20 protein-coding genes are annotated in these 24,602 nt (G+C 34.7%); 1 reads left to right on the top strand and 19 read right to left on the bottom strand.

Going from position 1 to position 24,602, the window contains the following annotated elements:
• The first annotated feature begins 648 nt into the window (after nt 1–648).
• Nucleotides 649–1,434, top strand: a complete 786-nt coding sequence (locus VS182_RS03545) for a hypothetical protein (protein ID WP_479492754.1) — start codon at nt 649–651, stop codon at nt 1,432–1,434.
• A 1,290-nt stretch (nt 1,435–2,724) separates the two neighbouring features.
• Here the strand turns inward: VS182_RS03545 and VS182_RS03540 are convergent.
• The 19 genes from VS182_RS03540 to VS182_RS03450 form a co-directional block, all read right to left on the bottom strand.
• Entirely contained in the window at nt 2,725–4,872 is a 2,148-nt protein-coding gene (locus VS182_RS03540) for a polyribonucleotide nucleotidyltransferase (protein ID WP_479483837.1), read from the bottom strand.
• Between the two features lie 103 nt (nt 4,873–4,975).
• A complete protein-coding gene (gene rpsO, locus VS182_RS03535) occupies nt 4,976–5,245 on the bottom strand; it encodes a 30S ribosomal protein S15 (RefSeq protein ID WP_479483836.1) in 270 nt (89 codons plus the stop codon).
• A 195-nt stretch (nt 5,246–5,440) separates the two neighbouring features.
• The gene (ribF, locus tag VS182_RS03530; RefSeq protein WP_479488885.1) at nt 5,441–6,442 is read right to left on the bottom strand and encodes a riboflavin biosynthesis protein RibF; all 1,002 of its coding nucleotides are present in this window, start codon (nt 6,440–6,442) and stop codon (nt 5,441–5,443) included.
• Nucleotides 6,436–7,368 (bottom strand): tRNA pseudouridine(55) synthase TruB, encoded by a 933-nt coding sequence (gene truB / locus VS182_RS03525; RefSeq protein WP_479485135.1) that lies wholly within the window; start codon nt 7,366–7,368, stop codon nt 6,436–6,438. The genes ribF and truB overlap by 7 nt, the downstream gene beginning before the upstream one ends.
• Before the next feature lie 107 nt (nt 7,369–7,475).
• Nucleotides 7,476–8,510 (bottom strand): DHH family phosphoesterase, encoded by a 1,035-nt coding sequence (locus VS182_RS03520; protein ID WP_479483834.1) that lies wholly within the window; start codon nt 8,508–8,510, stop codon nt 7,476–7,478.
• A gap of 36 nt (nt 8,511–8,546) precedes the next feature.
• Complete coding sequence (gene rbfA, locus VS182_RS03515) at nt 8,547–8,921, bottom strand: 30S ribosome-binding factor RbfA (RefSeq protein WP_479483833.1); 375 nt, start codon at nt 8,919–8,921, stop codon at nt 8,547–8,549.
• A 42-nt stretch (nt 8,922–8,963) separates the two neighbouring features.
• The gene (infB, locus tag VS182_RS03510; protein WP_479492753.1) at nt 8,964–11,054 is read right to left on the bottom strand and encodes a translation initiation factor IF-2; all 2,091 of its coding nucleotides are present in this window, start codon (nt 11,052–11,054) and stop codon (nt 8,964–8,966) included.
• A gap of 83 nt (nt 11,055–11,137) precedes the next feature.
• Nucleotides 11,138–11,461: a L7Ae/L30e/S12e/Gadd45 family ribosomal protein gene (locus tag VS182_RS03505; RefSeq protein WP_479483831.1), complete on the bottom strand. Its 324-nt coding sequence runs from the start codon at nt 11,459–11,461 to the stop codon at nt 11,138–11,140.
• Nucleotides 11,462–11,517: 56 nt separating this feature from the next.
• Nucleotides 11,518–11,817 carry an RNase P modulator RnpM gene (rnpM, locus tag VS182_RS03500; protein ID WP_479483830.1) on the bottom strand — a complete coding sequence of 100 codons (300 nt, stop codon included), beginning with the start codon at nt 11,815–11,817 and terminating at the stop codon, nt 11,518–11,520.
• Nucleotides 11,814–12,995 carry a transcription termination factor NusA gene (nusA, locus tag VS182_RS03495; RefSeq protein WP_479483829.1) on the bottom strand — a complete coding sequence of 394 codons (1,182 nt, stop codon included), beginning with the start codon at nt 12,993–12,995 and terminating at the stop codon, nt 11,814–11,816. The genes rnpM and nusA overlap by 4 nt, the downstream gene beginning before the upstream one ends.
• A 526-nt stretch (nt 12,996–13,521) precedes the next feature.
• On the bottom strand, nt 13,522–14,844 hold the full coding sequence (gene mtaB, locus VS182_RS03490; protein WP_479483828.1) for a tRNA (N(6)-L-threonylcarbamoyladenosine(37)-C(2))-methylthiotransferase MtaB: 1,323 nt from the start codon (nt 14,842–14,844) through the stop codon (nt 13,522–13,524).
• 108 nt (nt 14,845–14,952) lie between these two features.
• Nucleotides 14,953–15,813, bottom strand: a complete 861-nt coding sequence (locus tag VS182_RS03485) for an RsmE family RNA methyltransferase (RefSeq protein WP_479483827.1) — start codon at nt 15,811–15,813, stop codon at nt 14,953–14,955.
• Between the two features lie 3 nt (nt 15,814–15,816).
• Nucleotides 15,817–16,956, bottom strand: a complete 1,140-nt coding sequence (dnaJ, locus tag VS182_RS03480; protein ID WP_479483826.1) for a molecular chaperone DnaJ — start codon at nt 16,954–16,956, stop codon at nt 15,817–15,819.
• A gap of 174 nt (nt 16,957–17,130) precedes the next feature.
• The gene (gene dnaK / locus VS182_RS03475; RefSeq protein ID WP_479485102.1) at nt 17,131–19,020 is read right to left on the bottom strand and encodes a molecular chaperone DnaK; all 1,890 of its coding nucleotides are present in this window, start codon (nt 19,018–19,020) and stop codon (nt 17,131–17,133) included.
• A gap of 352 nt (nt 19,021–19,372) precedes the next feature.
• Nucleotides 19,373–19,951 carry a nucleotide exchange factor GrpE gene (locus VS182_RS03470; protein WP_479485101.1) on the bottom strand — a complete coding sequence of 193 codons (579 nt, stop codon included), beginning with the start codon at nt 19,949–19,951 and terminating at the stop codon, nt 19,373–19,375.
• 21 nt (nt 19,952–19,972) lie between these two features.
• Nucleotides 19,973–21,004: a heat-inducible transcriptional repressor HrcA gene (hrcA, locus tag VS182_RS03465; protein ID WP_479492752.1), complete on the bottom strand. Its 1,032-nt coding sequence runs from the start codon at nt 21,002–21,004 to the stop codon at nt 19,973–19,975.
• 104 nt (nt 21,005–21,108) lie between these two features.
• Complete coding sequence (gene hemW, locus VS182_RS03460; RefSeq protein WP_479488884.1) at nt 21,109–22,269, bottom strand: radical SAM family heme chaperone HemW; 1,161 nt, start codon at nt 22,267–22,269, stop codon at nt 21,109–21,111.
• Nucleotides 22,269–24,089, bottom strand: a complete 1,821-nt coding sequence (lepA, locus tag VS182_RS03455; protein ID WP_479485098.1) for a translation elongation factor 4 — start codon at nt 24,087–24,089, stop codon at nt 22,269–22,271. Before lepA ends, hemW begins: the two co-directional genes overlap by 1 nt.
• A gap of 195 nt (nt 24,090–24,284) precedes the next feature.
• Entirely contained in the window at nt 24,285–24,590 is a 306-nt protein-coding gene (locus tag VS182_RS03450) for a hypothetical protein (RefSeq protein ID WP_479488883.1), read from the bottom strand.
• Between the last annotated feature and the right edge of the window lie 12 nt (nt 24,591–24,602).

Genomic DNA, 24,602 nt, shown 5'->3' with positions numbered 1-24,602 from the left:
ATGCTATTTTATTAAATATAATGTCCTTGACAAAAAAACCAGGCCATAATTTTTGATTTTTCAAAATTAAAGTAAAAAGTTTATTATAATTTTAGTTTTAATATTATTCAGTTATATAAAAGATCGTTTTTATTTTTAGAGCAATTTAACAGCTTTATGTTTAATTGCTCTAAAAAGGGTATTTATATATTTGTATCGTTATAATAAATTTCATTATATTTATGAATGGCCCAAAACCAAAACTAGAATTTTTAGGTTTTTACTATGAATTATTATTACGTTTAAAATTTATCTAATATTAAAGTATCAAAAATATAAGCTAATTCTCAAAGCTATATTTCCTTAATTTACCTTTATATTTATGCTAAAAAACTTAAAGTTTAGTCTTTTTAGATATTAATCTATTATTATAATATAAATATACAAATAATATTCAAACTGAAATTACAATAACCTTTTGCGTTAATTTATAAAACAAAAAATTATGCCCTTATTTTTTTTTACTTTATATGTACTTTAAATTAAATTTATGATATAGATAATTTAACAATAGAAATATAATGATTATTTTAAATAGTTGTTATAATTTCATAATTTGTTGTTAGTGTTTGTTTGCTTTTATATTCTTCATAAGGAAGTGGTATTTATATGTTATCTAAAGTTAATTCTAATTTTTTAGAAAATGAAAAAGGCAGTATTTTGATATTTCGCCTTTTTTATTATTTAACTTTTGCTTTTTTATTATGTTTACCAATGCTTCTGAGCTTTAAATCATCTAATATATTAGATCGAACCCAAGACTTAGCTGATTTTTACTGTAAACAAAGAATGTGGTCATTCATTATATACATCACTCTTTTATTTTTGATTATTGTTGAAAAATTACTTACCGAAATTAGAAGAAGACGTATTTCAAAAAAAGATAGTCATATAAAAACAAGTTTAAAATCGGTATTTACTAATCTATTCATTCCAAAAGATTATTGGCTACGTCTTTTTGTTTATTTTCAAAATTGCTATAAATATGCATATGAAAATCAAAAAATAACAAAATTCCGCTTTTTCTCACTTTATATTTTAAGCTTTGTGGTTTTAGTTAGTACTTTTATTTCATTATTCTTTGTTGATAATCCAGCCTTGTTTATGTTTATAGGTATTTCTGTATGGTTTTTCATGCTTAAATCACAGAAGTTACTTGAAACTTCTTGGCGCAAAGACAAAGTAGGCTTTAATCATCCTTCGCTAAATAAGACAATATTATTTTTGTTATTTATCTACGGCATCGCGATTCCTGCTTTCTATAGTCCATTTTTTAATATATTGCTACCATTTTTGTATACAAATGCATCAATATTTAGAGTATTTATCTTTGCTATTGTCTTGACTTATTTAATCCCACGCGTCCCCTCATTAGTTTTTGGTTTAAAAAAATAAGGCTAATATATTATTTATAAAAAGAAAAAAACACAATCTTTATGAAAGTGGTTTTTTCTTTTTTTATAAATTTATGATTAGAAATAAAATATATGATTAAAAATTAATTTTATATAGATAAATCAAGATATTTAAATCTAATGTTTATTTGATAATAAAGATTCAAAACTATTAATTGCCAATATTTATAATTATGGCAATATATAAATTAAACTTATTTATACTTAAAAATAAAAACGCAAAAACCTTACACAAAACTTAATGACACATGAAGTAAAATTGCCTCCACTATACTTGCAAAGATTTTTAACAAATTTTGAGCACATCAAGTAACTTAACCTTTTTGATCGCCTGTTATTAACTGCATCATTTTCAACTAAAGAAACATCTGTTTTATCTCCATTAGAAACACATGATTTTTCTTCTAAGCCATCTACTAAAGTTTGCTGATTATTATAAGTAGAAGTAATTTGTGTTGTAAAAGCATTATCAGGAGCTACTGCTGCTTCAAAAATCCAGGAGAAATCAACATAGAAACGGAGCTTACTAACGTTAACATTTTATAACCTATATATTTTTTAAACATAAATAACAACTCCATAAATTATATTTTTTTGAGGTTGAATATATATAGATAATAAATAAACAATTAGCTTTATTCCGATTGTTTATATTAAATGCTAGTTATTGATAATAAAATATGATTATTATATTATAATTATGTAAAATAAAAGTAATCCTTTATTTGTGTTAGCAGATATATTTATGAAAACACCTCATGTTCAACACTAGAACAATGAAAATAATATCATAATTTTTTTATTATGCAACTTAATATTTAATATATTTTAATATTATCGATATATCAATAAATAATATATAAATATATTTAATATAGTATATAAAAATCAACAAAAATATAAAAAAATATTTATAATTGTTTATATGTTATCAAAAATTAAAAAATATATGTAATAAACTGTTTAATATCGTATTTTTTTATATATAAAAATAACAAAGTTATACAATATCCCTTTGTTATTTAATATATAGTATTTAATGTTAAATACTATATATTAAATATTAAATATTAAACTCTTTTTTATAAATTCATAAATATATTATTTCGATAAATTTATATAAATTATGTATGGGATAAAAATTTTAGGCATAAGAAAAAAGGGCAGATCTTTTAGTCTCCCCTCTTCGGTTTACCTAAAAAGAAATTTGTTTTATGTTGAAATTTATATATTTTCCGGCAAACGTTAGGAAGATATGGATCTTTGAACATTAATCCTGACGTTTTGTTTTTTTACGACGTTCCCCCTTTTCTTTTTTGTTTTTTGTCGCATCTTTATCAGGTTTAATCAATGCTTTGCGCGAAAGGTTAATACGACCTTGTTCATCTAATTCTGTAACTTTGACCATAATCTGATCTCCGACATTAACAGCATCTTTAACCCGTTCTACCCTGTCTGCCGACAATTGAGATATATGAACAAGTCCTTCTTTACCTGGCAAAATTTCCACAAAAGCTCCGTATTTTTCAATTCTTTTAACCGAACCCTCATAAATTTCGCCTACTTCAACATCACGAACCAAATTCTCAACAATTTTACGCGCTTTTTCATTTTTGTGTTTATCAGGTGAAGCTATATATACACGACCATCTTGTTCAATATCAATCTTAACCCCTGTTTCCTCAATGATACGATGAATAACACGACCACTAGGACCAATAACGTCTCTAATCTTATCTGGCTGAATACGTAAAGTGAGAATTTTCGGAGCATAAGAAGATAGTTCCGGTCGTGGTTGATTAATGGACTGATCCATATTAGCAAGCATTTCTAAACGAGCTTCTTTAGCCTGAATTAAAGATGCACGTAAAATTTCACCATCAATACTGGTAATCTTTATATCCATTTGGAGAGCTGTGATCCCTTTATAGGTACCTGCCACTTTGAAATCCATATCACCCATATGGTCTTCTAAACCTTGAATATCAGTTAAAATACAAACATTATCGCCGTCTTTGATCAATCCCATCGCCACACCTGCCACGTGGGAATGAATCGGCACACCACCATCCATTAGAGCTAAGCTAGCAGCACAAATACTTGCTTGGGAAGTTGAACCATTAGATTCAAGAACTTCTGATACTAAACGAATAGTATATGGAAAATCTTCTTCCGTCGGAATAACAGGCTCTAAAGCTCTTTCACCTAAAGATCCATGACCTATCTCGCGTCTACCTGGAGCACGAAGTGGTTTAGTTTCACCCACACAAAATGGAGGAAAATTATAATGATGCATAAAACGCTTTGATTCTTCTAAATCCAAGCCATCTAAAATCTGCACATCACGCAAAGCACCTAATGTACAAACACTCAAAACTTGCGTTTGACCTCGTTTAAAGAGACCGGAACCATGAGCTCGAGGTAAAATGCCTGTTCTACTAGATAAATTACGCGTCTCATTTAGTGACCGACCATCAGGACGAAGATTATCTTGAAGAATCATTTTACGCACAAGATTACGCGTTATTTTATAAATGATTTTTTCCAACATCGCCTTATTTTCTAAAAATACTTCCTCACCTAAATGTTGCTCAAGAAGAGCCGTAATATCATCTTTGGCTAATTTTCGTTCATTGCGATCAAAAAGTTTTAAAGAATGTAAAACGCGTTCTTGAATCAAGAGCTCAATAGAAGCAGAGAACTCAGGATCAGGTTCTTGTGGCAAAAAGACCATTTTAGGACAACCAAATTGTTCTATGATCTTTTTTTGAAAAAAGATCATTTCTTTGATAAATTCATACCCAAAAGCAATAGCTTCAAGGATAACTTCTTCAGATACTTCATGGGCATGAGCTTCCACCATGTTAACACCACGTTCAGTACCTGCTAAAGCTACATACAAGTCACAATCTTCCATTTGGGTAACTGTAGGATTAAGTACGTATTGTCCATCAACACGACCGACAATAACACCACACAATGGCCCCTCAAAAGGTATATCAGAAATCGAAAGAGCTAAAGAAGCTCCTAACAGAGCTGACATTTCAGCTGAACAATCTTGATCAACTGATAAAACAGTTGTAATAACCTGAACCTCATGACGAAAATCCTCCGGAAAAAGCGGTCGCAATGGGCGATCAATTAAACGACTAGCTAAAATAGCTTTTTCGCTCGGTCGACCTTCTCGTTTAATAAAACCACCGGGAATCTTACCGACGGCATAAAGACGTTCTTCATAATGAACAGTTAAAGGAAAAAAATCAGTATCCTTGGGCTTAGAAGAAGCAACAGCAGTAGCTAAAACAACTGTATCACCGTAACGAACCAAAACAGATCCATTGGTAGAACCAGCTAATGCTCCAACTTCCAAAATGAGCTTTCTGCCACCCCAGCTGGTAGTAAAAATATTCGCATGCACACTCCTTTCTCCTTTCTACAAAAACTATAAATTCTATAAATTGAATTATTCATTATTTCATAATAAATTGCCGAAACGGGCGCGCCTACATACGCCCCGCTCCTCAATGGCGTAAACCTAATTCCTTAATTAAATTCATGTAACGCTGCTCATTCTTATCTTTAAGGTAATTTAACAAACTGCGTCTTTGACCTACTTTTTTGAGCAATCCACGACGAGAATGATGGTCCTTATTATGCGTACGCAAATGATCGTTTAATTTATTAATAGATTGCGTTAATATGGCTACCTGTACTTCTGGTGATCCAGTATCACATTCATGAATGGAATGCTTAGAGATAATCTCACGCTTATCTTGGGTTGTAAGAGCCATCAAAACACCTCCTAATCTTTTAAGTTATCCTTTGACACTTATAAAATTAACTCAAAGCTAAAACTAATTATGGAAGCATCAAAACATTTGATCATTTCTTCCGTAATAAATTCTACTAATTCAGCTTTTCATTACTCCATCTTCTATAATATGGCATAAACGGTCAAAGTACACTGCTAACATTGTACGATACCATTAAGAAAGATGCAAACCACATAAAGGTTCTAGATGCGTTCTAGATAAAGCAACATCAACATGTATTTGGTTAATCAGATCTTCTACAGAAACAAATTTTCGTTCTTCACGAATAAAAGTAATAAATTCAACGATAAGTGTCTCTCCGTAAAGATTCCCGTCAAATTTCAGCAAATGAATCTCTATAACTTCCTGTTTTTCATGATGCAATGTAGGTCGCACACCAAAATTTATCACAGAAGGCCAGACTTGTCCTTTTATACGCGTTATTGAAGCATAAACACCATACTTTGGCATAATAAAAGCGTCTGAAAGCTTAAGGTTCGCTGTAGGAAAACCCATACTTCTACCTAAACCAAAGCCTTTTACAACAACACCTTGGATAAAATACCGTCTGCCTAAACAATGATTAGCTTTGGTTATCTCACCTTTTAATATGTATTCTCGAATATGCGTGCTTGAAATAACAGTATGATCTTGGACCACAGGATCAATAATTTTTACAGGTATTTTATGAGGATTTTTATTAGCACCGCTATCAAGAAGATGCTTGAAAATATATGGTAGATGTACAGACTTACCCATCCTCTTGTAGCCAAAGCAAAAATTAAATCCTACCACAATGCCTCGAAGATGGAAACGAAACAAGATTTTTTCTAAAAAAGCTAATGCTGATAACTTAGCCAATGCCTGATCAAAATTAAGAACATAAACTTTGTGTATACCAAGCTTAATCATTTGATCAATTTTAAATACCAAAGGCGTAAGCAACGTGCTTTTGGCATGTTGTAATGAACCATAATTATGCTGCGATAAAACAACTTTAGGAAGCGGATCAAATGTTAATACCGCAGGTATAGCACCTTTTTGTCGGGCCAAAGTAACAGCTGCTTTAATAACAGCAGCATGCCCACAATGAACGCCATCAAAGTTGCCCAAAGCTAAAACTAAAGGCTCTTTATGTAGTGTATGCTCTAATGGATAATTGAGGCGTATTAACATAATGATAATTCCTTTTTAAAAAAATCAGGAAATACCCTTTTAGGGTAAGCGAAACCATCCGAATTTATCTTATAAAGGGCACAAAAAAAACCACTCTCTGTATGTATGCGTATAAGTTTGTCATGCATATGATGCATAATTTCTTTATCGAAATCATCATCTTCAGACCACTTGATCGACCAACCTGAAGAAACATGTTGGGCATCTTCATCAGCAATAATCGCTGCAGGCAAAAAAGCTAGTGCCGTGGAAACCGGGAGAAGACTAGCACGTAATTCCTCATCAGTCATGGTCTTTAATTTATCCAATGTATATGCATCTTCGAGATTAAAGAAACCACTTTTTGTTCGCCTTAGGAATGACATATGAGATGGTATGCCTAAGGATTTACCAATATCTCTAGCTAAACCACGGATATAAGTACCAGCACTGCAAGTTACAGAAACAGCTATCTTTGGTATAGAAGTATCATAAAAATGTTTAAGAATAAAATCCGTAACTAAAATTTTGCGCGTTGGAGGTTCGAAGGAAATACCTTTGCGAGCTAAATTGTACAGACGTTGACCTGACAAACTCACGGCTGCATAATGGGGCACTTGTTGCATCGTTTCACCGATAAATTGGTGCAACAAGTTTTGTATATCTTCGATGTTCAACAAGGGACATTGCTCCCATGCAGTAATTTCACCACTACTATCAAGTGTATTTGTGCTGATGCCTAGTGTAAAAACGCTTTCATAAGTCTTATGAGATGCTTGCAAATAAGAACTGATTTTCGTCGCTTGTCCAAGACATAAAACTAATAAACCCTCAGCATCCGGATCGAGTGTACCTGCATGTCCGATACGCTTTTGTTGGAGTAATTTGCGTACAAAAGAAACAACATCATGTGATGTAAATCCTCTGGGTTTGTCAACTAATAAGATTCCATGGTAATCATTTGCAGAAGCACTAACAGGATCTTTTTTGGATTGTTTCAGTTTCGTTCTCTTCCTCCTTAAGTTTTATCATGATTTGCTTTATCTTTTTATAATCAACTTATTTTATTCTTGCATAACAGTTTGCTTTTAGCCATTGCTAGCACATTATCACGAGCTGCAGTTAAAGTACCACGATAAATACATCCAGCTGCATTGGTATGACCACCACCACCAAAATAAGCGGCTAATTTACCTACATGAATACAGCCTTTGGAACGAAAATTAACCCGAATAATTTCTTGGCTTTGTTGATAAAAAAGGACGGCTAATTCAACACCTTTGATGCAACGCACTTGCGATATAATACCTTCAATATCATTTTCTTTTGCTTGACATGATGATAAATCACTTGGCAATATCTGTAACCAAGCTAATTGGTCTTCTCTTTCTAAAGATAATAAAGCACGACCTAATAAACGAAGATGTGGTTCTGTTTTTTGTTCAATTAATTGTTCTGATAGTAAATTCAATGTAGATTCATTTTCCATCAACAAAGCAGCCATCCGTAGGGTTTCAGGCATGGTATTACGATAACGAAAACCGCCCGTGTCGGTCAATATACCAACGTATAGTGATCTAATAAGTGATTTTGTTATCAAAGCAAATTCTTGTGGATATTTCTGTGTTAAGTAGTACCAAAAGTGAGCTAATAAAAAAGTGGTCGAAGCTGCCATAGGATCAACAAGCGTAATGTGGCCGAAATGATCATTTGTGGCGTGATGATCGATATTAACGATAAATGCATCTTCGTTTAATAAATGATCACCATCACCAATGCGCGATTTATCAGCACAATCAACGATAAAAGCAGCTTTAAACATTGTACCAGATGAGACTAGTTTACTTGCCAAAAGAATTAAGTTAGCATCAGGCATAGCATTCATAAAACGATCATGTAAAATGGATGTATTAACCATGACAGGTATACAACCTAATATCTGTAAAATATAGTCAACCGCTAATGTGGAACCAATGGCATCTCCATCTGGATTAGCGTGGGATAAAATTAAGATAGGTTCAGATGATTTGCGCCATTTTTGTGCAAAGGAAATTATTTTATCCCAAATATCAGTGTGCAATATCTGCACAACTTATAGCCCCCTTATAGCCTAAGCACGATATGTTCATTTATCATCCACGCTATTATGATTTTTTGATCCTTGTTTCAAATTATCAAGCAAATCACCGATGCGTTTGCTTTGAATGAGTGAAGCATCCAAAATAAAATCTAAATCAGGTGTATAACGTACAGATAAACGTTTTCCTAGCTCTGTGCGCAAAAAGCCTTTAGCTTTGTTAAGACCTATTAAGGCTTTTTCACCTTCTTCTTGTTCACCAAGGGCACTTACATAAATTTTCGCTAATTGGAGATCACCGCTCATCTCGACATTTGTGATGGTAACGAAACCAACACGCGGATCTTTAATGAACCGATGAACCAAATCGCTCAATTCTTTTTTGATAAGTTCACCTAACCGCTGCCCTCGTAAATGTACCATTTACCATCACGTCCTTCATTACCTAGAAAGCTAAATTCTTCATTATGATCGAGGTATTTCTTCAATCACAAATGATTCAATCACATCGCCCTCTTTAATATCTTGGTATCCATCAAGCGACAAACCACACTCATGGCCTTCTACAGCTTCACGAATATCTTCTTTATAACGTCTCAGAGAACCTACAGTACCTTCATGAATAACAACACTGTCACGGATTAAACGAAGTTTACTATTACGGTTAACTTTACCGCTATTGACATAACAACCAGCAATCGTACCAATTTTAGGCGCACGAAAAATCTGACGTACGGTTAAAGTACCCGTAATTTGTTCTTGAAATTCAGGGTCTAACATACCACGCATAGCCTGCTCTACTTCCGAGATAGCGTCATAAATAATACGATGGAGACGCATATCAACTTTCTCTCTTTCTGAGATTAAGGCAGCGTTAGGTTCTGGGCGAACATTAAAACCAATGATAACCGCATTTGAGGCTGAAGCGAGTAAAACATCTGATTCTGTGATAGCTCCAACACCTACATGAATTACACGAACATTAATACCTTCAACAGTAATTTTGACCAAAGACTCTTGTAATGCTTCTGCAGATCCTTGTACATCAGCTTTAATAATTATAGCCAATTCTTTTAATTCGCCCTCTTGAATGCGCTCGAAAAGATCATCTAATGTAATAGGCTCCCTCGTTGAACGGCGTTCTAATTCCCTTGTTTTAAGAAACTTTTTCCCAGCTAAAACACGACCCTTTTTTTCATCTTTGAAAACTAAAAATGGATCTCCAGCACCAGGTACATCGGGTAAACCTAATATAGCAACAGGTGTCGATGGCAACGCTTTCACTACGCGTTTACCATATGCATCCAACATAGCACGAATTTTACCAAAATAATCACCTGCAACAACACCGTCGCCTACCCTTAAAGTGCCATTTTGCACAAGTACAGTAGCCACAGGTCCACGACCTTTATCAAGCTGTGCTTCAATCACAACACCACGCGCTGGTTTGACTGGATCAGCAACAAGTTCTTGCATCTCTGCAACAAGCAGAAGCATTTCGAGCAAAGTATCGATACCATCGCCGTTTTTAGATGATATTTCTACAAAGATCGTATCTCCGCCCCATTCTTCAGACAACAATCCATGTTCTGCCAATTGTTGCTTAATACGCTCAGGCTGTGCCCCAGGTTTATCCATTTTGTTAACAGCAACAATGATCGGCACACTAGCTGCTCGAGCATGATTAATAGCTTCAATGGTTTGTGGCATAACACCATCATCAGCAGCAACAACCAAAATAGTAATATCGGTAACTTTTGAACCACGAGCACGCATCGTCGTAAAAGCAGCATGACCAGGTGTATCAAGGAAAGTAATTTTTTTGTCTTTAAAAAACACCTGATACGCACCTATATGTTGGGTAATACCTCCAGATTCAGATTCAGCTACTTTCGTATGGCGTATTGTATCCAAAAGCGTCGTTTTTCCGTGATCAACATGTCCCATAATGGTAACAACAGGAGGACGGGAGATAAGTTTTTGAGGATCATCAGGCATTTCTAAGTTGTTAAAATCAGTTTCATCAACTAATGGTTCGTAAACCAAGGCAACGCCAAAATGCTTTGCCACGGTCGTCATTATCTCAACGGTAATCTCTTGGTTAATTGTCACCATATTACCATTGGTAATTAAATAACGGATCACAGCAGCTGATTCACGTCTTAATAATTTAGAAAAATTACCAACTGTTAAAGGCCCTGCAACCACAATTTCTTTTGGTAGAACAGGTGGTTGTTTAGCGAATGAAGCAGATTTAGGCCGTCCTCGCCGCCCACGTTGTGCCATACGAGATTTATAATTATTACCACCGCCACCACTGCCACCACCTTTACGATTTGGTGCTGGTCCGCGACGAGAACGTGTACTAGATGAAGAAGCACTACTCTCTTTAGTATTTGTGACGCCACTTACCCTAGGACTTCTATTAACTAGATTATTTTTATTTGCACCTTCATCCTTAGTTGGACTTTTATTTTCAGCTCCTCCCTGCTTATTATCATTAGAACTAACCGAAAAAACATTATTTGTATTAGAACGACTATATGAATTTGTCAATCGGGCATTCCCCTCTCGCTTACTATTAATCAAGATGTAATATGTCTTATTATTCAAAAAATATCAGTATAAAACAAAATAAATTAGAAATTATCTCTGGCTATTTGCCACTTGTTATAAATAGCTTCGGCAAAACGCATATCAGTAATAGCTAGCAAAACACATGATGGCTTTCCAATAGCTTTGCCCAATTCAACCTTAACACCAAAACAAAAAACTAAAATATTTTGTTCTTCACACATCTTAAGCATATTTTCGCACCTGTAAGGGGCAATATCGGTAGCTATGATAATCAATTTTGCAGCACCTGAACGAAGCATTCTTAATACAACATCATTACCAGCAACCAGCAACCCTGCTCTTTTTGCTATGCCTAACATCTGATATAAAGGTCGTTGGTTGATCATGAGCACTTTTATCCTTTAAATAAAAAAGTTTATTTTATATATTATAGCTCACATAATTAATCTTCACTATGCATACAAGACGAAGCTTTTGGTAAAAGCTTAGCTTCTTCATATAGCAATGTATAAATAGTTTGTGGTACATTGGTACGTAAAGCACGTTCTAAAGAGCGTTTTTTTTGTGCTTGCGAGATACATTTATCAGTCTTACAAATATAAGCACCTCGACCAGGAGCCTGATTTGTTTGATCGAGATAAACTTGATTATCAGGCGTGCGTACCACACGAAAAAGTTTTTCTTTTGGTAAAAATTTACGTGTAGCTACACAACAACGTAACTGTGTGCCAAAACGACTCATGATCCGCCATATTCACCTTCTTTAACCAAGTTCATATCTAATTTTTCGGCATTTTCTTCATTTTCTACCAAGATACATTCTTGTGTTACTAAAACAGCTTCTTCCTTTACTTCATTTTCATTAGCTATTATTGGTTCTATATCAGGTACAGCAATGCTCTTAATATCAATTTTCCAACTTGTCAATTTAGCTGCTAAACGCGCATTCTGACCCTCTTTACCTATGGCTAATGAAAGCTGTTGATCAGAAACAAGAACATTCGCCATTCGATTATCGACATCAGTTGTGACAGAAATAACTTGCGCTGGACTAAGAGCATTGGAAATCCATACGCCCAAATCTTCGGAAAAACGGACGATATCGATTTTCTCTCCTCGGAGTTCACGGACAATCGTTCTCACACGCGCACCATTCTGTCCTACACAAGCTCCAACAGGATCGATGCCTTCTTGCTTAGAATAAACGGCTACTTTAGATCGATATCCTGCTTCACGGGCGACAGAATGAATAAGCACAAGACCTTCAGCAATTTCTGGGACCTCGATTTCTAATAGACGCTTTAACAAGCCTGTATGCGTACGAGAAATAAAAATTTGCGGACCTTTGGTAGCTCTTTCTACGCGAGTAATAAATGCTTTAACACGTTCTCCGTGGTTAAATTTTTCACCTGGTAATAGTTCGTTACGCGGTAACAGAGCTTCGATACGTCCTAAATCAACGTAATAGTGCCGAGCATCCGCTCTCTGGATAATACCAGTGACGATATCTTCGGCCCTTTCAACAAAATTTTGATAAATAATACTACGCTCTGCCTCACGAATACGCTGTGTAACAACCTGTTTAGCTGTTTGTGCAGCAATCCGACCAAAATGAGCAGGTGTAATCTCAATTTCCACAATATCCCCTATTTTAAGCGCAGGACTAACTTTTTGTGCCCTATCCAACGAAATCTCCAGCCGATCATCTAAAACATTTTGATCATCTACAACCTCTTTACGTGCCAAAACACGCACAACGCCCGTTTTACGATTAATATCGACCCGTACATTCTGCGCTGAATTAAAATTTCGCTTATAACCGGATATCAAAGCAGCTTCTATCGCAAAAATCAAAATATCTTTACTAATACCTTTTTCACGCTCTAATTGATGTAGTGCTTCGATAAACTCCACATTCAACCGTCCCATTCCTCCCCTATCAGCCTCAAACTACAACATTTTTTATTTTTAAAAAATAATGTGAAGATAAAGCAAATTTAAAATATATAACAAACTTATCTATCTGATAAAGTATAATAAAATATTTTTATATAATAAATATTTTAGGGATTATATTCAAAAAGTACATAATTATAAGTTAAATAAATTATAAAACTATATTTGTAGATAAATTGCTTAAATTATAATAAGTTCTGGGAAATGGAAAGAGTGGGCTAAGGCCCACTCTTTATCTAAATAACCTATCCAGACCATTTTATCACCTGGCAAAATAAGTACGCAAGCTATTTTCATCTTTAGACATTTATATCTAAATTACGGGTCCTTTAGATTAAAAGAATTCCCTTTAATAAACAATATTTCGATAATAAATATTCACTTTATAAATTTATTTTAGTTTCAATTGTTGTTTAGTTTCAATCTTTGTTTAGTTTCAATTGTTGTTTGAGCTAACTTTTTATAAATATGATCAAAAAATATAAATAAATTAACAACAATCAACTAATCTGCCATAGCTACAAATAGCATCAGGTTTTTCAATTTTCACAGGACAAATTTGACCAATGAGTTCTTTTTGTGCCTCAAAAGAAACTTTTAAATATGTATCAGTGTACCCGATAAGGTGCTTTTGATTTTCCTTAGATTGCATCTCCGGAATAACATTGTAAACATTACCGTTTACATCCTGCGCTCGCTGTAAAGAAAGTTGATGAGAAAGATCGATCAATTTCTTGACACGAGATTTCTTGATAGCAGGATCAACCTGGTTTTCCATCCTAGCAGCTGGCGTGCCGTGTCTCATGGAATAAGGGAAAACATGTAGACGAGTAAATTTTAATTCTTTAATCAAATTATATGTATACATAAAATGATCATCTGTTTCACCAGGGAAACCCACAATCACATCAGTGGTAATCGCTAATCCAGGTATCGCTTGATAAAAAGCTGCTATTTTATCACGATATTCCTCAACAGTATACCGGCGACGCATTTTTTTGAGAATATCATCATGACCAGCTTGCAGAGGTATGTGTAAATGATGACAAAAAATCTCCTTATTACGCATAAGGGTCAGTATATCAGGGGTAAGTTGATTTATTTCAATGGAACTAATGCGTAATCTTTTGATACCTTCGATATGCGAAAGATCATCCAATAGATGAAAAAACTTATAGTCTTTAAAATCATCACCATATCCTCCGGTATGAATCCCCGTCAAAACAATTTCCTTATATCCCCCTAAATTCACTAAATCATGCGCTGCCTTTAATAACAATTTAGGATCCTGGCTACGAGATCGACCTTTAGACCAAGGTATAATACAAAAGGTGCAAAAATTATCACAACCATCTTGTATTTTGAGAAAAGCACGAACCTTACCCTGAGAAACAGGTACCGGTAATTCCTCCATCTTACGCTGCTTGCGAACATTTGTAACGTCAACAATTTGTTTGCACAAACCTTTACGATGAAGTACTTTTTCTACATAATCTACTAATTTCTCTCTGCCATGTGTGCCAATAATAATATCTATCTCGGGAATTGATGCTAATTCATGCGATGATGTTTGTGCATAACAACCTGTAACAACAATAACGGCTAAAGGATTTGTACGCATAACTCTCCGAATAGCTTGTCTGCTTTTACGGTCTCCAATATTGGTCACAGTACAAGTTTGAATAATATAAACATCCGCCACTTCTGTATCATTAACCCGATGATAATTAGCTTGCTCAAACATGGCCCACATAGCTTCTGTTTCATATGAATTAACTTTACATCCTAAGGTATAAAAAGCAACAGTAGGCAATAACGCTCACAACCTTCATCTATTTTAAGGTTTTAAACTTATATATCCAATAAAAAATATATAAGATATATAAAATATATATATAATACCGAAATTTATTAACAAAAATCATCTTCCATGAAAAGTACTATAAATTAGTAAAACCAAAAAAGCAAGGGAGGATGTTTCTGCTCGCAAAACCCTAGGACCAAGCGTAACTATTTTGCCACCTTGTGCCTGTAGAAAAGCAATCTCTTCCGCTGTAAAACCACCCGGAGGACCGATAAAGAGCAAAATATCTTTTGTTTCTTTTATGTAATTTGTTTGCAATCTATTTATATTTACATCTTGTATATCTAGGGGATGAGCAATCAGTATTTGATCCCATTTAGTTATTTTTTTACTGGTCCTATTATGTATATCATCTTCATTTGTGAAAAAAGCTGTGATATTCGGCATAACTAATGCTTGTGGGACCATACCTCGCTTAGCTTGAACTGCAGCATCATGAATAATATCTTGCCAACGCTGCTGACGTTTTAGTATACCTTTAGGCAAAGGTAAACTGCGTTCAGCGGGAAAAGAAATGAATGCAAAAGCTCCTATTTCCGTCCCCTTCTGAAGCAACCATTCCCATTTATCATTTTTTAACCAAGCTTGTGCAACAGTAATTTTAACTTTGGGCTCCGTAAGCAAAGTTTCGGCACCAATGATGATTGCTTTGATGATTTGATGATCAATAAATACTATTTTGACTATATAGTTCATCTGAGCAGCATGATGACCTTGTGACCAAAAACAACATAAGAGTTCATCACCTAACTTTTTGCGACGCACATGAACGATATGGTGTACTGTGCGTTTATCATCAATAATAATTTGTTCGCCTTGGAGCATATTTAAACATTTTTCTTGATCTTGATGATCGAGTCTTTTTAATATTTTAAGTATTTTTATGTTTTGTTGCTTAGGATCGACAAAAAAACGCATCAACTATTCGCCTTTAAATGCTCTTTTGACGCGGTCAAAAAAATTAGCATGTTGTTCTTGAACTTGTTCACCACAAAGTTGGTTAAAATGACGAAGTGATTGTTTTTGTTCATCTGTTAATTTTAACGGTACAACAACACGAACGGTAATAAGCATATCACCACAACCAGATCCTTGAAGGAAGGGAATACCTTTACCAGCAAGACGTAATTCAGTACCTGGTTGTGTAGCTGAAGGAACGCGTAATTTAGCTTTACCATCTAGAGTAGGGACGGTAATTTCATCACCTAATGTAGCTTGAGCAAAAGAAATAGGCAATTCGCATATAATATCATTTCCTGATCTACTAAAGTAGGGGTCTGGCTTCACGTTAATAGAGATATATAAATCGCCTGGCAAACCACCATTAGTCCCAGGTTCACCTTCGCCATTAATACGCAATTGAGCTGATTCATGAATACCTGCCGGTATTTTAACCTGGATTTTCTTTTTACGATTAACTCGACCTTCACCACGACAATCTGTACAAGGTTTGCTAATCTTTTTACCGGTACCACTACAAACGTTACAAATGCGTCGATTCACAATTCGTCCGAAAGGTGTGTTTTGTATATTTTCAGCCTGCCCGGTACCTCGACAAGAAGCGCATGTTTCTACTTCACTACCAGGAGCCGCTCCAGTACCATCACACGTTGTGCATTTATCAGGACGTTGTAGCAAAATATCCACTGTTTTACCAAAAGCAGCTTCACGAAAATCAATACTCAATTTATATTCTAAATCATTACCTTTTCTAGGGGCACGCGGATTAACACGCCCTCCACCACCAAAAAAAATGTCAAAAATATCGCCGAAACCAAAATCTTGTTGTCCAAAGCCACCCGAAAAACCACCTGCAAAACCTTGACCACCAGCTTGGTTAGATGCAGCATGACCAAATTGGTCATATTGTCCTCGTTTTTGTGTGTCATTTAAGATTTCATATGCTTCTTTTATTTCTTTAAACTGCTCCTCAGCGTTGGGACTTTTATTAACATCAGGATGTTTGGTTTTAACTAATTTACGATATGCTTTACGAATTTCATCAGCTGAAGCATCGCGCTGTATACCCAAAACTTCATAATAGTCACGCGGTGAATTCATCTACTTTTCACTCCTCAAATGCTTTTCGGATGCCAAAATATAAAAAGAGAAGAGGCTTGATAGGACAAAACCCCTCCTCTTTGGAAAGATATCTCAGACGTATGTTTGAAGCTTTTTTTATTTATGTTTTTTGATATGATTTGATGCCTTATATGCTTTGTATTTTTACATCAATTATTTTGTTGTTTTATTATCTTTGTTTGATTCATCTTCTTTTTTGGTTGGATCATCTTTAACTTCTTCATATTCAGCATCTACGACTTTTTTATCATTAGCTGCCTTTTCTTTTGTTCCATCAGCTGTTTCACCATCTTTAGCTTGTTCACTAGCAGCTTGTTGGTACAATTTAACAGACAGTTCTTGTACATGTTTCTCTAAAGCAGCTGATTTATCTTCGATATCTTTTAAATCACTGCCTTTGAGTGAATTACGAAGATCTGATTGCAATTCTTCGATTTTATTTTTATCCGCTTCTTCGATTTTGTCACCTAAATCGTCGACTGTTTTTTGTGACATAAATAACATCTGATCAGCTTTATTCTTAATCTCTACTGATTCACGACGTTTTTTATCTTCATCCGCATGCGCTTCTGCTTCTTGAACCATACGATCGATATCTTCTTTACTTAAACCACCTGAAGACTGAATCGTAATTTTTTGACTTTTATTGGTAGCTTTATCATTAGCTGAAACGTTTACGATACCATTACGATCGATACTAAATGTTACTTCTATCTGCGGAATACCTCTTGGTGCAGGAGGAATTTCATGTAATTGGAAACGACCTAAGGTCTTGTTATCAGAAGCCATTGGTCGCTCACCTTGCAAAACATGTATATCAACTGTAGTTTGATTATCTGATGCCGTAGAAAAAACTTGGGATTTATCCGTTGGGATAGCTGTATTACGTTCGATGATCGGCGTGAAAACACCGCCTAATGTTTCAATACCAAGAGAAAGCGGCGTAACATCAACTAATACAACATCCTTAACATCACCTGATAAAATACCAGCTTGAATAGCTGCACCCATAGCTACGACTTCATCTGGATTAACACCCTTACAAGGATCTTTACCTATTAGCTCACGAATAGCGATTTGTACAGCTGGAATCCGTGTAGAACCACCGACTAATAAAACTTCATCGATATCTTTGGCTTGAAGATTAGCATCCTTTAAAGCTTGCTTCGTAGGAATAATTGTTCTCTTAATAAGTTCGCTAGCCATATTTTCGAATTGTGCTCGATTAATAGTCATTTCTAAATGTTTAGGACCACTACTATCTGCTGTCAAGAAAGGTAGAGAAATCGTTGTTTTAAGCACACCAGAAAGATCTTTTTTTGCTTTTTCTGCAGCATCTTTAATCCGCTGTAGAGCCATATTATCTTTTGAAAGATCTACCCCGTGTTCTTTCTTGAACTCAGCTATGACATGATCAACAATAATTTGATCAAAATCATCTCCACCTAAACGATTGTCACCACTTGTTGCTTTAACTTGGAAAAAACCCTCATCCATTTCTAAAATGGAAACGTCAAAAGTACCTCCCCCAAGGTCAAAGACGAGGACTGTTTTATCCTCTTTCTTATCTAGACCATAAGCTAAAGCTGCTGCTGTAGGTTCATTTATAATACGAAGCACGTTTAAACCAGCAATTTTACCAGCATCTTTGGTAGCTTGACGTTGTGCATCATTAAAATATGCCGGTACGGTAATAACAGCATCCGTAACTTTGCCTCCTGAATAAGCTTCAGCATCTGTTTTGAGTTTTTGTAAAATAATTGCAGAAATTTCCGGAGCAATCATTTTATCATCATTAATATCAAACTTTTTATCTGTACCCATATACCTTTTAGCAGACATAACCGTTTTATCAGGATGCGTAATCGACTGCCTTTTAGCTGAATCTCCGACTAAACGCTCACCATTGATCGAAAAACCAACAACTGATGGCGTGGTACGACCACCTTCAGCGTTTGGAATAACTGTAGGTTCTTTACCCTCCATGTAAGCTAAACAAGAATTCGTTGTACCTAAATCAATACCAATTACAACTTTGCGCATTTTTATTTTCCCCTTTTGTTCTAGTTAATTGATGAACAAATAAGAGGGCCTCCTCTCTATATCTTTAGATTAAACACAATAATAAGTTTTATATAAATTGATTCAAGAAAAATATAATAGGACAGATTACAGTATTAAATGAAACAATATTATCTAATAGTATAGTTGAAAAATATAATCAATAAGTATATAGAATTAAACAATACATAAAATTAAAAACCATGATAATAAGCTTTATTATATGAAAAAATCTAATAATAAGCACCTATAAGCTCACTTATTTCGATTATTAGGTATTTTTATATATTTGTTCATTATTTGTTAATTATGTCTTTATTTTAAAACTTGCTAGCTATTTGTACAACCTTACTGTAGATGGTCGCAAAACACGTTCTTTAAAAAGATAACCTTTTTGCAGTTCTTCATAAATCGTATTAGATTTACCATCTTTATCAGAAACACAATCGATAGCACAATGAACATGTGGGTCAAAATCAGTACCTTTATCGGCCAAAACGGTATCCAAACCTTCTTTGCTTAAGGTATCTAAAAGTTGTTTTTTAACCATAGTAATACCTTCACGCAAACCTTTATCATTGGGTGTAGCTAAGGCTAATTCCAAATTATCCAAAAAGGGTAAAATATTTGTTAATAATTGCCTTACGGATCTATTAACAAATTCTTCCTGTTCTCGCCGACTATGTCTTCGTAAATTCTCCATATCAGCTAAAGAACGCAGGTAAAGATCTTGCCACTTATCGGCTTCTTTTTTATAAAAATCAATCGATGCTTCTAAATTATCTTCTGTTTTTGCTAAATCTTCACCTTGAAAATCATCAGAAATAACATCTTGTCGTTCCTCATATATCTTGTGATCTTTTTCTTGATTATCTTGTTCTTCATAAAACTTATCTTCTTTGGATTTTTTCATTTATCATATAGCCCTCCTAACTCAAAAAGTCGTCTGTTTTAACCATACCGAAAAACCTTCAGCCCACCAATCAATGAGGCTGATAATACGTCCATAGTCCATACGCATTGGACCAATAACACCTATTGTACCAGTAATTTCATCATTCACTTGATATGAAGCTGTAATAACACTAAAATCCTGCACTTCAGATATATCATTTTCATAACCAATCCGTACATTTATGCCTCTTTCAGAAGATGAAAGTAAACGCATGATAAGGTTATCTTCTTCTATCAAATACAACAAGGTCTTAATTTTAGATATATCTTGAAATTCGGGATGTAATAGCATTTGCTTAGCACCACTTGTATAAAATTGTTCATGGTTTTGTTCAGACAACATTTGATTTATGACATGCTCAATCATATCGATATATAAAATTTTTTCTGTGAAATCAACAGCTAATTCTCTTATATTCAAAGAATTGAGTTGGACCACTAATAAACCTTTTAAACGCATATTGAGAAAATGGACCAATTTCAACAATATAGCTTCATCTAATAATTGCGGAACAAGCACACGCTGTTGATAAACTTGACCACAGTCAGTTACTAAAATCGATAAAGCTTTTGCTTTAGATAATAAAATAAGCTGTAAATGAACAATCCTACTCTCGCTACAATCAGGGCCTAATAAAATCGTTAAACACTGCGTTAAACGAGAAAGCACAAGCGTTGAATGTTTAAATACTTCTTCCATATCACCAAGTGTAGAAAAACAATCTGCTTGCAAATCACTATACGCTTGTCTAGTCCAATGCTTGTTAGGCAAAATATTGTCAACATAAAAACGATAACCTTTTTGCGAAGGGATGCGGCCTGCAGATGTATGAGGTTGCTTTAAAAACCCCATCGCTTCCAAATCGGACATCTCATTACGAACAGTAGCAGCGCTAACATCTAGGTTGCTTTTTTTAGCTACAGCTCGGGAACTTATTGGTTCTGCGGATAAAATATAAAAATCTACAATGGTCCACAAAATATTCTTCTGCCGATCCGTAAGCATCTGCATACCTCCCTTTCGCTTTCTACGAATTGGCACTCACATGAGCAGAGTGCCAATTAGCCCACTATTAAGTTACCAAAAGTTATTATACGATGTCAATATTCGTCATCTCAGCTTAAGAAGCGCAAAAAAACATCATTACCGTGTAAAAGACCCTTTTCTGTTAATTTCAAACAATTATCTTTTTGGCATAATAAGCGATCATCGATTAACTTTTCAATTACACCGGGGAAAATGAGATGCGGCTCTGTACCATAACGATCAGCAAATTCAATGATTGAAACGCCTTTTAAACAGCGTAAACCCAGAATAAAAAAATTTTCCATATCCTCTGATCGGGTAACAGAAATAGCACTAGCAAAAGGCCTAATACCTTTTGCTATTTTTTGAATATAAACATCTAACTTAGGCGTATTAGTGACTCTTTGGCCAAGGTGATAAGAACAAGCACCTAAGCCTAATCCATAGTAATAATAATTATACCAATAATTTATATTATGATAACACTCATATCCAGTTAAAGAAAAATTACTTATCTCATACTGCATATAACACTTTTCAACTAAAAAAGCACGCGCCATCTGATACATATTATACATCAATGATGAAGGCGGAAACTGTAAAGAACCCATTTTTTGCCGTTGATAAAAATTAGTACCCGGTTCAATGGTCAACTGATAACAGGACAAATGTTTGGGTCCTAAAGAAACTGCTTTTTTCAAGGTATCCAACCAATCTTGCTCGGTTTGATCAGGTAACCCAAACATTAAATCAAGAGAAAAATTATCAAAGTTCGCTTTAATCAGCCGATCAACACTTTTATCAATCGTCTCCGCAAGATGAATACGGCCCAATTTATGAAGCAAATCCGACTTAAAAGACTGTACACCTAAACTTAGACGATTGACACCAAGAGAACGTAAAACATTTAACAACTCGAGACCTTGATCGTTAATAAGCGTTTCTGGGTTAGCTTCTACCGTCCATTCAACATTCGAAGATAGGGGAAAAAGTTTCAAGAGACCTTCTCCTAATCTTTGAAACAATGCTGGCGAAAGAATAGTCGGTGTACCACCCCCAAAAAAAATCGTTTGTAATTGCTTAGGGGGGCAAAGACGTGAAATTAATGCAGCCTCTTGCAATAGAGCATCTACATAAGATTTATGTGTATCATCTTTATTATTAGCAGATGTAACAAAATCACAATAGTGACATCTCTTTAAACAAAAAGGAATATGGACATATAAAGAGCTAGGTGGATAATAATCCATTAGTTATTCTCATCACGTTTCAAAACAGCCATAAAAGCTTCTTGAGGAATTTCAATATTACCAATTGCTTTCATCCGCTTTTTACCTTCTTTTTGTTTTTCTAATAACTTACGCTTACGACTAATATCGCCACCATAACATTTAGCTAATACATTTTTACGAATAGCATTAATCGTTTCACGAGCAATCACACGGCCACCAATTGCTGCTTGTACGGGAACTTCAAACATTTGGCGAGGAATTAATTTAGCTAACCTTTCGACCAATAACTTACCACGCATATAAGCTTGGTCTTTATGTACAATACACGACAATGCATCAACTTTTTCACCATTTAAAAGAATATCTAATTTGGATAATTTTGAAGCTCGATAACCACTAGGTTCATAATCAAACGATGCATATCCCTTGGTACTCGATTTTAAACGATCAAAAAAATCATATACCACTTCTGCCAAAGGCAAATCATAAACGATACGCACCCGATTACGTTCTAAACAAATCATATCAACATAGATCCCACGACGAGCTTTACACAACTCTAAAACAGGACCAATACCTTCTTGTGGCACAACGATAAAAGAACGAACGTATGGTTCTTCTACACTTTGGATCTGATGCATGTCCGGCAAATTAGTGGGATTAGAAATTTCTTGTATATCGCCATTTTTAGAAACAACGCGGTAGATAACGTTAGGAGCAGTGGTAATTAAAGGAACAATAAATTCACGTTCAACACGCTCTTGAATAATTTCCATATGCAACAGACCCAAAAAACCACAACGAAAACCAAACCCTAAAGCCATTGATGTCTCTGGTTCATAAGTAAGCGAAGCATCATTAAGTTCTAATTTCTCCAAAGCCTCACGCAAACGATCATAATCCGAATGATCCGTAGGATAAAAACCACAGAAAACCATAGGTGGCATACGCCTATATCCAGCTAAAGGAACCTCTGCTTTATTAGCTTCATCAGTCATGGTATCGCCAACACGAATATCTTTAACACGTTTGATATTAGCAATTACAAAACCAACTTCACCAGCTTGTAAACGAGGCAAAGAAACAACATGCGGCGTTTGCGTACCAACTTCTGTCACAGTAAAACTTTTACCCGTACCCATACAAAAAATACGCATACCTGGTTCTATATGACCATCAACAATACGCACAGATACGATAACACCTTTGTATGGATCGTAGGAAGAATCAAATACTAAGGCTCGAAGTGTCGCATTAGGCACCACATTAGGAGGGGGGATAATACGCACAATACTTTCAAGAACATCAACAATCCCAATACCCTCTTTAGCTGAAATACAAACAGGTTCATGATTTCCCAAACCATCTATTTGGGCAATTTCTTCTTTAACCATCTCGGGATCAGCACTAGGTAAGTCAATTTTATTAATCAAAGGTATAATCGTCAACTTACTATTTAAAGCTAAATCAACATTAGCCAACGTCTGCGCCTCAACACCTTGTGCCGCATCGACAACTAACAAAGCGCCTTCGCAAGCTTGCAAGCTACGAGAAACTTCATAAGCAAAATCGACATGTCCAGGTGTATCGATTAAATGAAAAACATACCAACAACCATCTTTAGCTTGATAATTTAACCTCACGGTTTGTAATTTAATAGTAATACCACGCTCGCGTTCCAAGTCCATACTATCAAGCAATTGATTCTGTCTTTCACGCTCCGAAATAGCACCCGTTTCTTCTAAGATACGATCAGCAAGCGTCGATTTACCATGATCAATATGAGCAATAATAGAAAAATTACGTATATATTTAGGATCCCATTTTTTATTAATCATCAATTCTCCTCCCCTGCCCGACAGGGGCTATGCGCAATTGTAGTCTTTCTTTTTGTAATGTTCAAGCCGCGTTCATTGAATTCTATAAGCAATAAATACAATTTAAAAAACGCTAAAAAAGAAGTAATCGTAAAAACAAAAATTATCAAAAATTTTTTAATCTTAATAAAATAATAAAAAACAATATAAATAAAATTAATTTTTTTGGAATGAAAATAAAAACTGTAAAATTATGCGCGTAATTTCTTGCATAAAAAGCCCTAACAAATTACTCATGCCTATTAACCAAGAATTTGCATCATCAACCAAAATCATAATAGGAAAATCATTAATTATTTGTTTTAATTCTAACAATTTTTGCATAGGTAAAGCAAGAAAACCAGGTGCCCCAGCTAAACCATGGACAATATTCATATTATCTTCAGTTATTTTCATACCCCAAATCGTACACATGATTAATACAACGATCAGCAAAAAAATTTGCCCGAAATAACGAACCATCATTATTCATCC

Source organism: Pasteuria ramosa (assembly GCF_056496785.1).
Note: the sequence above shows the minus strand (reverse complement) of the source record. Positions and strands in the feature narration are given on the sequence as shown.

What these genes read in the sequence shown, in the direction of transcription:
- VS182_RS03545 (WP_479492754.1), top strand. Translation starts at nt 649, where the DNA reads ATGTTATCTAAAGTTAATTCTAATTTTTTAGAAAATGAAAAAGGCAGT.
- rpsO (WP_479483836.1), bottom strand. Translation starts at nt 5,245, where the DNA reads ATGGCTCTTACAACCCAAGATAAGCGTGAGATTATCTCTAAGCATTCC.
- ribF (WP_479488885.1), bottom strand. Translation starts at nt 6,442, where the DNA reads ATGTTAATACGCCTCAATTATCCATTAGAGCATACACTACATAAAGAG.
- rbfA (WP_479483833.1), bottom strand. Translation starts at nt 8,921, where the DNA reads ATGGTACATTTACGAGGGCAGCGGTTAGGTGAACTTATCAAAAAAGAA.
- VS182_RS03505 (WP_479483831.1), bottom strand. Translation starts at nt 11,461, where the DNA reads ATGATCAACCAACGACCTTTATATCAGATGTTAGGCATAGCAAAAAGA.
- rnpM (WP_479483830.1), bottom strand. Translation starts at nt 11,817, where the DNA reads ATGAGTCGTTTTGGCACACAGTTACGTTGTTGTGTAGCTACACGTAAA.
- VS182_RS03485 (WP_479483827.1), bottom strand. Translation starts at nt 15,813, where the DNA reads ATGCGTTTTTTTGTCGATCCTAAGCAACAAAACATAAAAATACTTAAA.
- dnaJ (WP_479483826.1), bottom strand. Translation starts at nt 16,956, where the DNA reads ATGAATTCACCGCGTGACTATTATGAAGTTTTGGGTATACAGCGCGAT.
- dnaK (WP_479485102.1), bottom strand. Translation starts at nt 19,020, where the DNA reads ATGCGCAAAGTTGTAATTGGTATTGATTTAGGTACAACGAATTCTTGT.
- VS182_RS03470 (WP_479485101.1), bottom strand. Translation starts at nt 19,951, where the DNA reads ATGAAAAAATCCAAAGAAGATAAGTTTTATGAAGAACAAGATAATCAA.
- hrcA (WP_479492752.1), bottom strand. Translation starts at nt 21,004, where the DNA reads ATGCAGATGCTTACGGATCGGCAGAAGAATATTTTGTGGACCATTGTA.
- hemW (WP_479488884.1), bottom strand. Translation starts at nt 22,269, where the DNA reads ATGGATTATTATCCACCTAGCTCTTTATATGTCCATATTCCTTTTTGT.
- lepA (WP_479485098.1), bottom strand. Translation starts at nt 24,089, where the DNA reads ATGATTAATAAAAAATGGGATCCTAAATATATACGTAATTTTTCTATT.
- VS182_RS03450 (WP_479488883.1), bottom strand. Translation starts at nt 24,590, where the DNA reads ATGGTTCGTTATTTCGGGCAAATTTTTTTGCTGATCGTTGTATTAATC.